Source organism: Vibrio sp. 10N.239.311.G01, from assembly GCF_041465805.1.
Taxonomy (GTDB): Bacteria; Pseudomonadota; Gammaproteobacteria; order Enterobacterales; family Vibrionaceae; genus Vibrio; species Vibrio crassostreae_C.
On record NZ_JBFSRM010000001.1, the window covers coordinates 1 to 15,281 of the forward strand.

Genomic DNA, 15,281 nt, shown 5'->3' on the forward strand with positions numbered 1-15,281 from the left:
GAGATACGAGATACGAGATACGAGATACGAGATACGAGATACGAGATACGAGATAAATGGGGAGTTTAAAAAGGTTGTTGGGATAAAACAAAGGGAAGAAAAAAAATATCGTGGCATAGCCGGGGGGACTATACCACGGGTGCCAACGACACCTTCGCTTGCTGCCGGAGTGATATAGCAAAGCCATATCACCTCTGGAATAAAATTAAAGAGAAGTAGTTTCTCTTAGATGGAGTAACTATACGTCCAGCTACTTATTTTACTTATAAAATTAACGACAGATACCTATGATAAAACCGACATTTTCTCAAGTGGTTGATAATTAATGATTTGTTTTTGTTTGGGAGGGTTTGTACTAGTGAGGTAGTTCTCGCTAGTTGTTGAAAGTAACGTTTTTGACGTAAACGTTTTTAACGAAACTTACGAGTATGTATTTTCGAAAACATTGATTTCACACAATAGAATTGTGGGCATGTATGTGTATCATGGCGTTAATAACAATCTTTCTCATTATCAGTCACGAATTGGGTACTTATGAAACTCTCACAACTAGAGCAAGGAAAGGCGGCTTCTATTGTTGCACTAACAGGTTTAACACCAGACGTAAGGAAGAAACTTATGGTCATGGGTATGTTGCCAAAAACCGAGGTGACGCTTATCCGCCGTGCACCTATGGGTGATCCGCTTCAAGTTGAAGTGAGAGGTGTTTCTATCGCCATTCGTGAAAGCATTGCAGAACAAATCGAGGTTATCTAAATGGATTATCAAGTTCTTACCGTTGGTAACCCGAATAGTGGTAAAACAACACTGTTCAACGCACTGACTGGTGCTAAGCAGCACGTTGGTAACTGGGTTGGTGTCACTGTTGAAAAGAAGACGGGTTTATACTCGCACGCTGGTGATCAGTTTCAACTAACGGATTTACCGGGTATCTACGCACTAGACAGTGGTAATGATGCGAACAGCATCGATGAGTCTATCGCGTCTCGCGCTGTTTTAACTCACCCAGCAGATGTGATCATCAATGTTGTCGACGCTAACTGTCTAGAACGAAGCTTATATATGACATTACAGCTGCGTGAGTTGGGTCGCCCAATGATCGTTGTGTTGAACAAAATGGATGTATTAAAGCGCGAACGTCAGGTGATTAACCTTAAAGCACTAGAGAAAGAGCTAGGTTGCCCAGTTCTAAGCTTGTCTGCAAACGATAAAGGTCAAGTGGTTCGCTTTAAAGAGCGTCTGCATAAACTGCTTGTTCAAGGTGTGAGCCTTGACCCTATCTCTATTGATTACGATGCCGCGTTAGAAGCTCTTATCCCTTCTGTTGAGTCACAATTTGATGATGCTGACGTATCTCACCGAGCGCTAGCGATTCGTGCTTTAGAAAATGATTACTTGGTATTGAATGGTTTAGCCCCACAAACTCGCACTCAAATTGATAGCGTGCGTCTTGGTGCCGATTTCGATATTGACCTTGCTGTTGCTGACGCTAAATACACTTTCTTACATGACCTTTGTAAACGTGTTCGTCGCAGCGAAGGCAAACTAAGCCGTAACTTTACAGAGAAAGCAGACCAATTCATTTTGAACAAATGGGTCGGTATTCCTTTCTTCTTCGTTATCATGTACCTAATGTTCATGTTCTCTATCAATATCGGTAGTGCGTTTATCGACTTCTTCGATATTGGTGTTGGAGCAATATTAGTTGATGGTGGACACCACTTATTAGATGGCCATTTACCAGTTTGGTTAGTCACTGTACTTGCTGATGGTATTGGCGGCGGTATCCAAACGGTTGCGACCTTTATTCCTGTTATCGCAGCGCTTTACCTATTCTTAGCGGTACTAGAAAGCTCAGGCTACATGGCTCGTGCTGCATTTGTACTTGATAAAGTGATGCAGAAGATTGGTTTACCGGGTAAAGCATTTGTCCCACTTGTACTGGGCTTTGGTTGTAACGTGCCTTCAATCATGGCAACTCGTACTCTTGACCAAGAGCGCGAACGTAAACTAGCAGCATCAATGGCGCCGTTTATGTCATGTGGTGCTCGTTTACCGGTATACGCACTGTTCGCGGCGGCGTTCTTCCCAGGTGCAGGACAAAACGTAGTATTCGCTCTGTACATCATGGGTATCGTTGCTTCTGTATTTACGGGTTTGTTCCTGAAAAACACGATCTACCCAGGTAGCAGTGGTAGCTTAGTGATGGAAATGCCAGATTACGAATTGCCGACAGTGCAAAACGTAATGTTGAAAACTTGGCAGAAGCTGAAGCGTTTCGTACTTGGTGCAGGTAAAACAATCGTGATGGTTGTGGCTATTCTTAGCTTCCTAAACTCTCTAGGTATGGACGGCAGCTTTGGTAACGAAGATAGCGAAAACTCAGTACTGTCTAGAGCAGCTCAAGTTGTAACACCTGTATTCCAACCAATTGGTATTACTGAAGAGAACTGGCCTGCAACGGTTGGTATCATCACAGGTATTTTCGCTAAAGAAGCCGTTGTTGGTACATTAAATAGCCTATATACAACGCCTTCTGATGAAGAAGCAGCTGAGTTTGACTTAGCAGCAAGCCTGCAAGAAGCGGTAATGACGATCCCTGAAAACCTAGCCGGATTGAGCTACTCAGATCCATTAGGTATTGAAGTTGGCGACTTGTCTGACTCTAATTCTGTAGCAGCTGACCAAGAAGTCGATACCTCTATCTTTGGTAACTTGAAAGACAAGTTTGTATCTGGTCATGCGGCATTCGCTTACTTGATTCTTATCCTGCTTTACACGCCTTGTGTGGCCGCGATGGGTGCTTATGTTCGTGAATTTGGTCAGACGTTTGCACGCTTCATCGCGGTTTGGACGATGGCTCTTGGTTACTTTGGTGCGACTTTCTACTACCAAGCGGCAAACTTTGCTGCGCATCCTGTGACAAGTGCAGTATGGATGGTGGCGATTGCTGGTGGTTTTGTGGTGACGTATCGCGTCTTCAAGAAAGTGGGCAGTAAGCAGAAAGCACTAGAGGTGCAAGTAGTATGATTTTAACTGAACTTCATCAATACATTGATAGCCACGGCGTTGCGGCTCGTAAAGAGCTCGCTGCAAAGTTTGGCATGAGTGAAGATGGCGTCGATGCGATGCTGAGTGTTTGGGTCAAGAAAGGGAAAGTTTCTCGCTTGGTCGATACGAATAAGCATGGTCATACAACGCGTATTCGCTACACCATCAGCAAACAAGATGGTTTGTCGCTTAACGTGATGATGTAGTTCGGTCTTCAGACTCTCGTTGAAAAAGGCGAGATTAGAAAATGACAAAGCCGCTTATCTAAGATGAGCGGCTTTTTGTTATGTGTCTTTTCTGAAGTGTTTTGCTTTAAAGCTCAATGAGATGAACTCGAATTATGCTTTCTTGAAGATAGAGCTCAGTGACAGAACGTTTTGGATACGAGTCAGGATAGCGGCTTGATCTTCTTCACTGCGCTGTTCGCCTTTTGTATTACCCCATACTGGGCCGGGCCAAGCAATGTCGTCTTTGAAGCGTGCAATATGGTGGATGTGCAGTTGTGGCACCATATTACCCAGCGCACCAAGGTTCAATTTGTCTGGTTGGAACGTTGCTTCTAATGCTTGGCTTACCGCCTGAGATTCATGTAGGAACTGCTGTTGCTCTTTCATTGGTAAGTGGTGCAACTCTTTTAGGTTGGCACGTTTTGGTACCAAGATAACCCAAGGCACTGCGTTATCTTTGTGTAGCAGGGCTAAGCTCAGTGGAAATTCGCCGATAAGTGTGGTGTCTTTCGCAAGTTGCGGGTGAAGTTCGAAGCTCATGATCTTTCCAATTAATTGTTTTACATGAGTATAAGGTCGGAGTTTGAATGTGGCTAGGGCTTACGTTCTCAATAAGCAGATTCCCTATCACGTTCGTCCCTCACTGTAGGGAATGATGGTGAGAAGAGGGATAACGATTTGGTGTGGTTTGATGGCGCATCATTGATGTTGTCTTGGATTCACTACACCTATTCTCGTCATCTCCTAGAGCGACGAATGAGCGTAATAGGAGATCTCTTGCTGTGTAGGTTAGCTAATCGCTTAAATAATCGAGTAAACAAACCTCCAGACAAAAAAAAGGTTGACGCTTTCACGTCAACCTTTCTAATTTTCTCGAATCTCGAATCTCGAATCTCGAATCTCGAATCTCGAATCTCGAATCGCTTACATGCGCTCTAGAGTGTCGATACCTAGAAGCGATAGACCTTGCTTGATCGTCTTCGCTGTTAGTGCAGCAAGCTTCAGACGGCTCTGCTTAACAGCTTTGTCTTCAGCAACTAGGATAGGGCAAGCTTCGTAGAAGCTAGAGAATTGACCAGCTAGTTCGAATAGGTAGCTACACATGATGTGTGGTTGACCTTCACGAGCAACAGACTGTACTGCTTCTTCAAACTGTAGAAGTTTCGCGATAAGCGCTTTCTCTTTCTCTTCAGTGATTTTGATTTCACCTTCAAGCGAGTCCATAGAAATGCCAGCTTTAGCAAATACAGAAGCAACACGAGTGTATGCGTACTGCATGTATGGTGCTGTGTTGCCTTCGAATGCAAGCATGTTGTCCCAATCGAACACGTAGTCAGTAGTGCGGTGCTTAGAAAGGTCTGCGTACTTAACCGCTGCCATAGCAACAGTGTTCGCGATCGCTTTCTTCTCGTCTTCTGCTAGTTCTGGGTTCTTAGATTCGATTAGCTGCGCTGCACGAACTTCGGCTTCATCAAGAAGATCAGCAAGACGAACAGTACCGCCTGCACGAGTCTTGAATGGTTTACCGTCTTTACCTAGCATCATGCCGAATGCGTGGTGCTCAAGAGAAACAGATTCTGGGATGTAACCTGCTTTACGAACGATAGTCCAAGCTTGCATTAGGTGCTGGTGTTGACGTGAGTCGATGAAGTAAAGAACGCGGTCTGCGCCTAGTTCTTCAAAACGGTATTTTGCACAAGCAATGTCGGTTGTTGTGTAAAGGAAGCCGCCGTCGCGTTTCTGGATGATAACGCCCATTGGGTCACCATCTTTGTTTTTGTATTCGTCTAGGAATACAACTTGTGCGCCGTCATCTTCTTTAGCAAGACCTTGCTCTTTCAGATCCGCAACAATAGTTGGAAGCATGTGGTTGTACATGCTTTCGCCCATTACGTCATCACGTGTTAGAGACACGTTTAGACGATCGTAGTTGCGTTGGTTTTGAATCATTGTTACGTCAACAAGCTTCTTCCACATCTCTGCGCAGAACTCGTCGCCGCTTTGCAGTTTAACAACGTAGCCACGTGCTTTAACTGCGAACTCTTCGTCTTCATCGTAGAGCTTTTTAGATTCACGGTAGAAGCCTTCAAGGTCAGCAAGTTCCATTGAAACTTCACCAGACTCAGCCTGAACGCGCTCAAGGTTTGCGATAAGCATACCGAATTGAGTACCCCAGTCACCGATGTGGTTAGCGCGGATAACGTTGTGGCCTAGAAATTCTAGAGTACGAACTACTGCATCACCGATGATAGTTGAACGTAGGTGACCAACGTGCATTTCTTTAGCAACGTTTGGCGCAGAGTAATCCGCAACAATAGTTTGCGTTTCAGCAACGGCAACACCAAGGCGAGAGTCAGCCAATGCTGCGTCTGCTTGTTTGGCTAGGAAAGCTTCATCTAGGAAGATGTTTAGGAAACCCGGACCTGCGATTTCAACTTTAGACGCGATACCGTCTAGGTTTAGAACGTCCAATACTTTTTGAGCAAACTCTCGAGGATTAGTGCCTAGTCGCTTAGCAACGCCCATAACGCCGTTTGCTTGGTAGTCACCAAATTGTGGTTTTGCAGATTGGCGAACAGCCGCAGGAGAGCCTGCAGGTGCGCCAGCGGCTTCTAGAGCCTGAGATACTTTGTCATTAATAAGTGCTTGGATATTCACACGCGTTTCCTTCAATTCAAGGATGATAAGAGTGGCCGTTAATTCTTGGTCATTAAATTGGTTAATTATGCTTCTAGTTAACGATTTAATGCCAAAATCAGCAGCAGACTCTGTTTAAGTTCACAGAAATGGCGGTAATCATACCAATTTTGTGCGGTTTCTTATAGGTCGAATTGATAGAAAATTAACATTTCCTGAGTGGTTTTTGACAATCGACTTTTAGCAAGACGCGTTTGCATGTTTAAGGAGCGAAAAGAACATAGTTATTGAGTGTTTTTTGTAAAAGCAACGCTTGTTGCAAAAGGCAAAACTGATAACATGCAGCCATTATTTGGAGAACACAGACAATGATGATGAGCCTGAAGCAAGCTGAACTAGAACCACAACAAATGATCGCCCGCCTTGATACTTTTATGGCAAAAATCGAGAGCCTAGGAAATACATTAGGTTTGGATTTAAGCTTTGCTCAAGCGGATCATATTGCGCTGCGAATCAATGACACTGAGCTAGCGAAATCTGCCCATCAAGCGTGGTCTGAGTACGGCTCTATGATTTCTGAGGCGATGATTAATGGTCGTCCAATTGTGGTGTTGGCTTTCGATGAACCCTTGCAAAGCCTTGGCTGGAAAATTGAATGTTTGGAGCTGCCATATCCAGCAGAAGGTAAGATTTACCCAAGCCAAGATTGGGAACATGTAGAGTTTGTGATTCCTTCTCATGCCCAAACAGCTGATGAGTATCTAGCGGATCTTAAAGAAACTTACCCGCAGTTCGCTGCTAACTTTGAAACGCTGGGTGAGCAAGGCGTTAAGATCAAACTCTCTAGCCCGAAAGGCGAGGGTGAACGCTTGAATAATCCAACAGTGGCTTTTAAACATCAAGGGATTTGCATCAAGCTGCATCCACACTCTTTGAAGAAGATTGTGGAATCAGAACAGGCTTAATTTGAATAGAGAGTTGCTAGGAAAGAGATTCCTGATCTCGCCTTGGCTCGTCGGAATGACGGGGTGTTCGATGAAATTTTCCAGAGTCTATCTTTGGATAGTGACAGACTGAGCGTTCGAGAGCGTATGTTAGAGCCTATAGCTCGAAGGTTCATCACCGAGTTCGTCATTCCCGATAGCGACGAAGGAGCGTAGTCGGGAATCTCTCAAAGCGAGTCTGATCATCAGATACAAAAAACGCGCGATGGGCTTTCCCTATTGCGCGTTTTTTATTGGGTTCTAACTGGAAGTCTTACCGGAAATCGAATATCCGATTTACAGAATTACAGTCTTGTTGCCGTAAACAAACACATGATCATTGATCACCTTGTTTAACGCCTTACTTAATACATTCTTCTCTACGTCACGACCGGCTTGTGCCATGTCTTTCGCGCTGAAGTTGTGATCCACAGGGATAACATCTTGCTTGATGATTGGACCTTCATCCAAATCATTCGTCACAAAGTGTGCCGTTGCGCCAATGATCTTCACGCCGCGCTCATACGCTTGTTGGTATGGCTTCGCGCCAATAAATGCTGGCAAGAAGCTGTGGTGGATATTGATGATCTTGTGGTGGTATTTTTCAACAAAACCTGGTGTCAGCACTCGCATGTACTTAGCCAAAACAAGGTAATCCGCCTCGTACTGGTCAATCACTTCTAGCATCTTCTTCTCATGTTCTTCACGGTTTAGCCCTTCGTGAGAAACATGGTGGTAAGGGATGTCAAAACGCTCGGTTAGGCTTTGTAGAATGTCGTAGTTACCGACAACGGCCGCAATTTCAACGTCTAAGCTGCCATCGAAGTTCTTCATTAGAATGTCGCCAAGGCAGTGTGCTTCCTTGGTCACGAGTATCACAACACGCTTGCGAGACGAATCAACAAGCTTACGTTTCGTATTTGGTGGCAGGGCTTGATCTAAATCGGCAAGTAAGGTTTCGTCATTGAAATACCCTTCAAGCTCGGTGCGCATAAAGAAGTGGCCACTTGTGTTATCTACGAACTCATTGTTGTGAATAATATTGAGTTGGTGCTTATAACAAATATTGGTGATCTTAGAGATGAGGCCGGGGGCATCAGTACAATGTGTTAGTAAAGTTTTTCTTTCCATTTGCATCTTACTTCCATGAAATGTTGCACTTATTATATGAAATCGGGATTCTTCAAATTTAATGCAGGCCGTCGAACGGTGAACTGAGCCGCAATATCACCGTTATAATTAATCTATTATCAATTTGGTTTCAACAAAATCTACCGTTCATTTAGGGGATTAATAAATTGAGAGGCTTAACAAATTCAGGTAGAGGTTAGATTTCTGACGGTTTTAACCGATATTCTCGGTCAAGTTCCACTAGAGCGAGCCAACATTTTCAGCCATGCATAGGTGATCATTTATGGATAAAGAGTTACTAGCGAAAAAGTTATATTGTAAGCGTGTAAATTCATTAGTTGGTGATGTTCAGGTGGACGGCAACGTTCTTGATGAAATGTGGGAAAGCAAAGCTTCTCCGACTGATGCTGCTAAAGCTATGCAACCAAGTGATTCCGGTTTTTCTGGGGCGTCTTGGTTATCTCGTTACTTGAATCGCAAGTAGTTAAACAACCCCTTCATTTGTTTTGGGCTAGGTTGGTTAACAAGACTTAGCCTGCTATGTTCTATTCGATAGACACCTCCGGTGTGCAGTCATTTCTGATTCGCACCGGCTCACTAAACCTGCCATAATTCGCCTTCTATTTTTCTAAACCACGTACTCTATGATATCTAAAACGTTTTCTGCTGATGGTGCTCTGGGTAAAGCGATCCCTGGGTTTCAACCACGACAAGCTCAGTTGGACATGGCTGAGGCGGTCTCACAGGCCATTGAGCAACAAAGCCAATTGGTTGTTGAGGCAGGGACGGGTACCGGTAAGACGTTTGCTTACCTAGTACCGGCACTGCTGAGTGGTAAGAAAACTATTATCAGTACGGGGTCGAAAAACCTTCAAGAGCAGTTGTTTCATCGTGATTTACCATTAATGGTCGATGCGCTTGGTTTTTATGGTCAGGTTGCGTTGCTCAAAGGACGTTCAAACTATTTGTGTTTGGACAGACTCAGCCGCCAAATGATCGAGAGTCATGGTGCTCATACCGATCCAACGCTGCTGGCTCAGTTAGTCAAAGTTCGTAGTTGGTCGTCATCCACTCAAACGGGTGATTTAGGCGATTGTGATGATATCGCTGAAGACAGCCCGGTTATTCCAACCATTACCTCGACCAATGATAATTGCTTGGGTAAAGAGTGCCCAAGCTATACCGATTGCTTTGTGCTTAAAGCGCGTAAAAAAGCGATGGATTCCGATGTGGTGGTCGTAAACCACCACCTTTTCCTAGCTGATTTGGCGATCAAAGAAACCGGATTTGGCGAATTGATACCTGAAGCTGACGTGTTTATTTTCGATGAAGCACATCAACTTCCTGACATCGCCAGCCAGTACTTCGGACAATCGGTTTCCAGTCGACAGATCCAAGAGTTAGCCAAAGACATTGAAATTGCTTACCGAACTGAAGCCAAAGACATGCGTCAGCTACAGAAAGTAGGGGATAGGCTCGTTCAATCGTCAGCCGATCTGCGTATTGTGCTTGGTGATACCGGCTTTCGTGGTAACTGGCGCGAAGCTTTGAAATCCGAGTCGATTGCACGCGAGTTAGTTCGTTTGCAAGATGCTCTGCAACTTGCTGTTGATGTATTGAAGTTAGCACTTGGGCGAAGCCAGCTGTTAGATACCGCTTTCGAACGCGCAAATATGATTAAGTCGCGTATCGAACGTGTGTGCGATGTGTCGATCACTGGCTATTCGTATTGGTATGACACTACACCGCGCCACTTTGCTCTGCATATCACACCGCTTTCTGTCGCCGATAAATTCCACGAACAGATTGAGCTGAAGCCGGGCGCATGGGTGTTTACCTCAGCAACCTTGGCGGTGTCGGATGATTTCGAACACTTTACTTCTCGATTAGGGTTAAAACCGTCGGCACAGTTTTCACTGCCGAGCCCGTTTGATTATCCGAATCAAGCGCGCTTGTGTGTGCCTCGTTATCTTCCAGAACCGAATAGCCCCGGTCTCGCGGATAAGCTAGTAAGAATGCTGACTCCTGTGATTGAGCAAAACCAAGGCCGCTGTTTCTTCTTGTGTACTTCACACAGCATGATGAAAGAGTTGGGGGAGCGATTCCGTGAAACCCTCTCGGTTCCCGTTCTATTGCAAGGTGAGACAAGTAAGCAAAAAACCTTAGCCGAATTCATGGAATTAGGTAACGCATTGCTGGTGGCTACAGGTGCTTTCTGGGAGGGGATAGATGTTAGGGGCGACGCATTAAGCTGTGTTATCATCGATAAATTGCCCTTTACAGCCCCTGATGACCCTTTACTTAAGGCTCGAATCGAGGACTGTAAGCTAAAAGGGGGTGATCCTTTTGCACAAGTACAGTTGCCAGACGCTGTGATTACCTTGAAACAAGGTGTCGGCCGATTGATACGTGACAAGCGCGATAATGGTGCTTTGATTATTTGCGATAACCGATTGGTGACTCGCGATTACGGTGGCATATTTTTGGCGAGTTTACCGCCTATCCCTCGTACACGTGACTTAGGGGTCATTAAGGAATTCTTAGCTAAAGACCATTCAACCGCTGCTGAGTAATTGGCATTGTTGAGTTTAGCCATTATTTTTAGATTAGATAACGAATATTTGAGACACAAATGAGCGCGAAAATTCTTGCAGTAGATACCTCAACTGAAAACTGTTCAGTTGCATTAGTAATTGGTGACCAGGTGTTCGCACGTAGCGAAGAGGCTCCTCGAGACCATACGAAGAAAATTCTACCTATGGTGGATGAAGTACTGAAAGAAGCGAATGTCGCTTTAACCGATATCGATGCTATCGCGTTTGGCCAAGGCCCAGGCAGTTTCACGGGTGTGCGTATTGGTATTGGTATTGCTCAGGGCTTGGCTTTTGGTGCGGATTTACCAATGATTGGTGTCTCTACACTGGCAGCGATGGCGCAAGGCAGCTACCGTAAATTTGGTGAAACTCATGTAGCAACAGCGATTGATGCGCGTATGAGCGAAGTGTACTGGGCTCGTTACAGCCGCGAACAAGATGGTCGTTGGACTGCGGTTGATGCCGAATGTGTAACGCCACCAAGTGAACTGGCTGCGCAGTTAGAAGCAGATTCTGAAATATGGGCGAAAGTCGGTACCGGCTGGGAAGCTTATGCCGAGCATATGGATACACTTGCGATCAACACCAAAGCGTGTGAAGTGCTATTCCCAGAAGCTCAAGATATGGCGTTCCTTGCTCAATTTGCTTACGCAGAAGGTAAAGCGGTTGCAGCAGAAGAATCTGAGCCAGTTTATCTTCGTGACAAAGTGACTTGGAAGAAACTGCCAGGTCGCGAATAATTTTTACAAGGTTCTGATGCAAATTAGGTCTAAATGCGTATTATTTAGATTTGAGAGGGCAGATATTTAGTCATGGTATCAATTAACAACTTACCTCCTTCTTCGATAGGCAGCACGTCTAAGCCGAATCGAATTAAAAAGAAGGAGCAGGCAAAAAAATCTGATGCTAGCACTGCGGTTGGGCAACCGACTAAGGTCGCTAATGCTGTTTCTCACTCTATTCGTCAAGTTAAAGAGTCTGAACTACACAAGGCTCAAATCCAGTATGATCTTCCAGAAGGCCGAGGACGTAAGGCTATGGAAGAGTATATGGATGTAATGAATCAGGCGAAGAAAGAAGAACTTGCAAAGCTTATCGGTGTCGATATCTACATCTAGAGCTTCTTATTAATGCCTGTTTAAGGACCAGAACCATGTCAAATTATCTCTCTAAATTACGCTTAATAGCCCTTTCTCTTGGTGTCTTGGTACTTGCCGGGTGTTCATCACTTCCTAGCGAACTTGAAGCAAAATCAGAGCCTGTAATTAGTGATTACCAACAGTGGGTCGACCAACTACCGGAGGCGAAAAGTGTTCGATTGGGTGGCGTTATCTCTAAAGTAACCAACTTGAAAGATAAGACTCGAATCGAAGTTGCTAATATGCCGATTTCGAGTAGCGGTAAGCCAGACCTAGACGCAGAGCCAAGCGGACGTTTTGTTGGTTATATTGAAGGGTATGTTGAGCCTCTAAGTTTTGCAGAAGGCCGTCTGATTACACTGGTTGGTCAGTCAAGCGGAAGTGAAGATGGAAAAATAGGGGAATACCCTTACATCTTCCCTGTGATGAAAGTGGACAACCAACGACTGTGGAACATCACTGAGCGTGTTGTTGTTAACGATTTTGCACCAACCTACTACTCGTGCAGAAGTTTACATTGTCGCAGTTTTCAAACGATGCCAAGACAAGGTCGAGTGATACAGGACGTAGAGTAATTAACTTTTTAGACGTTGATTGCGCAAACAGATGGAACTAAGTGTTTGATGATTGAAAAGTCATACTCTCTTGCGAGCGGGACGCTTGCAACACAACAGATTGGTAACCCCGAAACGACCGCTACGACGGTCGTTTTTATTCATGGGTGGTTAGATAATTCTGCAAGTTTCACTCAGGTTATGCCGCAAATAGCCAAGCTTTCTCCAGGTACTCATCTGGTTGCTATCGATCTCTTCGGACACGGTTTCTCGTCGCATAAACCGGGGAGTTATTACCCATTTCACGACTATATTGATGATTTGCATCAGTTGGTGACTAAATTATCGCCAAACAGACTGGTACTGGTAGGACATTCACTTGGTGCATTGATCGCAAGTTGCTATAGTGCCGCCTTTCCTGAAAAGGTGTCAGGATTAATTCAAATTGAAGGTCATGGACCTCTTTCAGAAGCTCCCCACGAAACAGTCTCTCGTTTGAGAGATGGGGTACTCAGTCGTCTTCGACAGCGAAGAAAGCCTTCACGTCCTCTGGCAAGTCTTGAGGATGCTATTAAGCTGAGAGCTCACGCCAATCAAATCAAATCAGAACTCATTGCTCCTATTGTTGAACGAGGAATCGTTGAGCTAAGTAATGTTGATCGGACTGTTGTTACTAAAGTTGCTTTTGAGGAAGCGACAGTAGATCAAGCTGCTTTTGATCAAGCAACTGTAGATCAAGGTATTGCCGAGTTCGATAACTGTTGGCAATGGCGATGCGACCCTAACCTAAAATGTGACTCGTTATATCGAATGTCACAAGCGCATGCTGAAGCGATCATGGCGGCTATTGAATGCCCTCAATTAATAGTTTTAGGAAATGATGGATTCCGACATTTGCAGCATAATCGCTACAAATCCGCCCATAGTTCTCTGAATATAGAGACTGTTCCTGGCGGACATCATTGCCATTTAGAGAGCCCAGAGCTAGTTTCAGAGCTAATTCTTGGTGTAGTTAACAAAATTTAAACAAGTGTTTGAGCCTTTTAGTGCTCATGCACTAAAGCTGTGCTGTAATACCGCAATGATAAAAAGCGGCGAAGCAGTCGTCAGCTGATAAACGAGGAGTAACATCGTGGATAAACCTTGGCTTTCACGTTATCCAAGTGACGTACCAGAAACGATCAATCCAGATCAGTACCCATCTCTTGTAGAAATGTTTGAACAGTCGGTACAGAAGTACGCGGACCAACCTGCATTCGAGAACATGGGCTCGATTATGACATTCCGTAAGCTTGAAGAGCGCAGCCGTGCTTTTGCCGCTTACCTACAGAATGACTTGAAACTGAAGAAGGGCGATCGCGTCGCGCTAATGATGCCAAACCTACTGCAATACCCAATTGCACTATTTGGTGTATTGCGTGCAGGTATGATTGCAGTGAACGTCAACCCACTGTACACACCTCGTGAGCTTGAACATCAACTGAACGATTCTGGTGCAAAGGCGATTGTTATCGTATCTAACTTTGCGAGCACGCTAGAGAAAGTCGTTGATAACACGCCGGTTAAACACGTTGTTCTAACTAGCCTAGGGCAAATGCTGCCACGCGCGAAAGGGACAATTGTCGACTTTGTAGTGAAATACGTAAAAGGCATGGTGCCTAAGTATGATCTGCCGGGTGCTATCTCATTCAGAAAAGCGCTGCACAAAGGTCGTCGTCTTCAATATGTGAAACCGTTCATGGCGGGTGATGACATCGCGTTCCTACAGTACACTGGTGGTACAACAGGTGTAGCGAAGGGCGCAATCCTAACGCACCGCAATATGATTGCGAACGTACTTCAAGCGAAAGGGGCTTACGGTCCTGTTCTGCAAGAAGGCCGCGAGTTGGTTGTAACGGCATTACCGCTTTACCACGTATTTGCACTGACGGTGAACTGCTTACTGTTTGTTGAGATGGGTGGTCGTAACCTTCTAATTACTAACCCTCGTGACATTCCTGGCTTTATTAAAGAGCTGCAAAAGGTTCCGTTTACCGCAATTACCGGCGTAAACACCTTGTTTAATGCGCTAGTTAATAACGAAGATTTCCACGAGTTGGATTTCAGTAACCTACGCCTATCTGTTGGCGGCGGCATGGCGGTTCAACGCGCTGTTGCTGAGCAATGGAAGAAAGCGACAGGCATTCACCTATTGGAAGGCTATGGCTTAACTGAGTGTTCACCACTGGTAACGGGTAACCCATACGACCTGAAAGACTACACAGGTGCTATCGGCCTACCAGTACCATCGACAGAAGTTCGTATTGTTGATGATGAAGGTAAGGTTATTGCTAATGACCAAGTAGGCGAGCTACAAGTTCGTGGCCCTCAAGTGATGCAAGGTTACTGGCAGCGCCCTGAAGCGACCAAAGAAGTGATCGATCAAGACGGTTGGTTATCGACAGGTGACATCGTTAAGTTTGATGACGAAGGCTTGTTGTACATCGTTGACCGTAAGAAGGACATGATTCTTGTATCAGGCTTCAACGTCTACCCGAACGAGATTGAAGACGTTGTGGCTCTGCATGGTAAAGTGCTTGAAGTAGCAGCTATCGGTCAGCCTCATGAAGTGTCTGGTGAATTGGTTAAGATCTACGTTGTGAAGCGTGACCCTAGCCTGACCAAAGAAGACATTATCGCGCACTGTCGTGAGCACTTAACGGGTTACAAAATCCCTAAATTAGTCGAGTTCAGAGATGATCTTCCAAAGACTAACGTAGGTAAGATCTTACGCCGCGTACTGCGTGAAGAAAACGATGCAGAACTTGCGAAACGCGCTAGCGAATAATTAGCCCGTTTGCGCGAAAGTACTGCACCAAAACCATTGAGGCGCTTAATCTAAGCGAGCGCTGAAAAATGGTGTTAGAATGCCGACAGTTAATGTCGGCATTTTTGTATCCGGCGATCAAATAGAAACCTGTGAGAG

Annotated in this window: 14 protein-coding genes; 11 read left to right on the forward strand and 3 right to left on the reverse strand. The window is 45.0% G+C overall.

All coding sequences use genetic code 11. From position 1 onward, the window contains the following. Positions 1–534 precede the first annotated feature (534 nt). The 3 genes from AB6D06_RS00005 to AB6D06_RS00015 are packed head-to-tail and all read left to right on the forward strand — an operon-like array spanning position 535 to position 3,257. On the forward strand, positions 535–756 hold the full coding sequence (locus AB6D06_RS00005) for a FeoA family protein (RefSeq protein ID WP_004734203.1): 222 nt from the start codon (positions 535–537) through the stop codon (positions 754–756). After that, a complete protein-coding gene (gene feoB, locus AB6D06_RS00010; protein WP_372109803.1) occupies positions 757–3,030 on the forward strand; it encodes a Fe(2+) transporter permease subunit FeoB in 2,274 nt (757 codons plus the stop codon). After that, positions 3,027–3,257, forward strand: a complete 231-nt coding sequence (locus tag AB6D06_RS00015) for a FeoC-like transcriptional regulator (RefSeq protein WP_017061938.1) — start codon at positions 3,027–3,029, stop codon at positions 3,255–3,257. The genes feoB and AB6D06_RS00015 overlap by 4 nt, the downstream gene beginning before the upstream one ends. Before the next feature lie 132 nt (positions 3,258–3,389). Here AB6D06_RS00015 and AB6D06_RS00020 read toward each other — a convergent pair whose 3' ends face one another. Beyond that, a complete protein-coding gene (locus AB6D06_RS00020; protein ID WP_017061937.1) occupies positions 3,390–3,818 on the reverse strand; it encodes an HIT domain-containing protein in 429 nt (142 codons plus the stop codon). Between the two features lie 384 nt (positions 3,819–4,202). Beyond that, positions 4,203–5,936 carry an arginine--tRNA ligase gene (gene argS, locus AB6D06_RS00025; RefSeq protein ID WP_017070297.1) on the reverse strand — a complete coding sequence of 578 codons (1,734 nt, stop codon included), beginning with the start codon at positions 5,934–5,936 and terminating at the stop codon, positions 4,203–4,205. Positions 5,937–6,283: 347 nt separating this feature from the next. On the opposite strand from argS, the gene AB6D06_RS00030 reads away from it, so the two are divergent. Continuing rightward, positions 6,284–6,880: a VOC family protein gene (locus AB6D06_RS00030; RefSeq protein ID WP_017070298.1), complete on the forward strand. Its 597-nt coding sequence runs from the start codon at positions 6,284–6,286 to the stop codon at positions 6,878–6,880. 315 nt (positions 6,881–7,195) lie between these two features. Here the strand turns inward: AB6D06_RS00030 and purU are convergent, their stop codons facing one another. Next, on the reverse strand, positions 7,196–8,029 hold the full coding sequence (gene purU, locus AB6D06_RS00035) for a formyltetrahydrofolate deformylase (protein ID WP_029235131.1): 834 nt from the start codon (positions 8,027–8,029) through the stop codon (positions 7,196–7,198). Positions 8,030–8,312: 283 nt separating this feature from the next. Here purU and AB6D06_RS00040 point away from each other — a divergent pair, with 283 nt between their 5' ends. From AB6D06_RS00040 to fadD, 7 genes are all read left to right on the forward strand, one after another. Continuing rightward, positions 8,313–8,513, forward strand: a complete 201-nt coding sequence (locus AB6D06_RS00040) for a hypothetical protein (protein ID WP_372058226.1) — start codon at positions 8,313–8,315, stop codon at positions 8,511–8,513. A 160-nt stretch (positions 8,514–8,673) separates the two neighbouring features. Next, entirely contained in the window at positions 8,674–10,602 is a 1,929-nt protein-coding gene (locus AB6D06_RS00045) for an ATP-dependent DNA helicase (protein WP_372099964.1), read from the forward strand. Between the two features lie 59 nt (positions 10,603–10,661). Next, positions 10,662–11,363, forward strand: a complete 702-nt coding sequence (tsaB, locus tag AB6D06_RS00050) for a tRNA (adenosine(37)-N6)-threonylcarbamoyltransferase complex dimerization subunit type 1 TsaB (protein ID WP_372099962.1) — start codon at positions 10,662–10,664, stop codon at positions 11,361–11,363. 72 nt (positions 11,364–11,435) lie between these two features. Continuing rightward, positions 11,436–11,741 carry a hypothetical protein gene (locus tag AB6D06_RS00055; protein WP_017062378.1) on the forward strand — a complete coding sequence of 102 codons (306 nt, stop codon included), beginning with the start codon at positions 11,436–11,438 and terminating at the stop codon, positions 11,739–11,741. A gap of 35 nt (positions 11,742–11,776) precedes the next feature. Next, positions 11,777–12,337 (forward strand): Slp family lipoprotein, encoded by a 561-nt coding sequence (locus AB6D06_RS00060; protein ID WP_017067373.1) that lies wholly within the window; start codon positions 11,777–11,779, stop codon positions 12,335–12,337. Positions 12,338–12,385: 48 nt separating this feature from the next. Next, positions 12,386–13,342 carry an alpha/beta fold hydrolase gene (locus AB6D06_RS00065; protein WP_372099972.1) on the forward strand — a complete coding sequence of 319 codons (957 nt, stop codon included), beginning with the start codon at positions 12,386–12,388 and terminating at the stop codon, positions 13,340–13,342. Between the two features lie 106 nt (positions 13,343–13,448). Then, a complete protein-coding gene (gene fadD, locus AB6D06_RS00070) occupies positions 13,449–15,143 on the forward strand; it encodes a long-chain-fatty-acid--CoA ligase FadD (RefSeq protein ID WP_017062375.1) in 1,695 nt (564 codons plus the stop codon). The last annotated feature ends 138 nt before the right edge of the window (positions 15,144–15,281 follow it).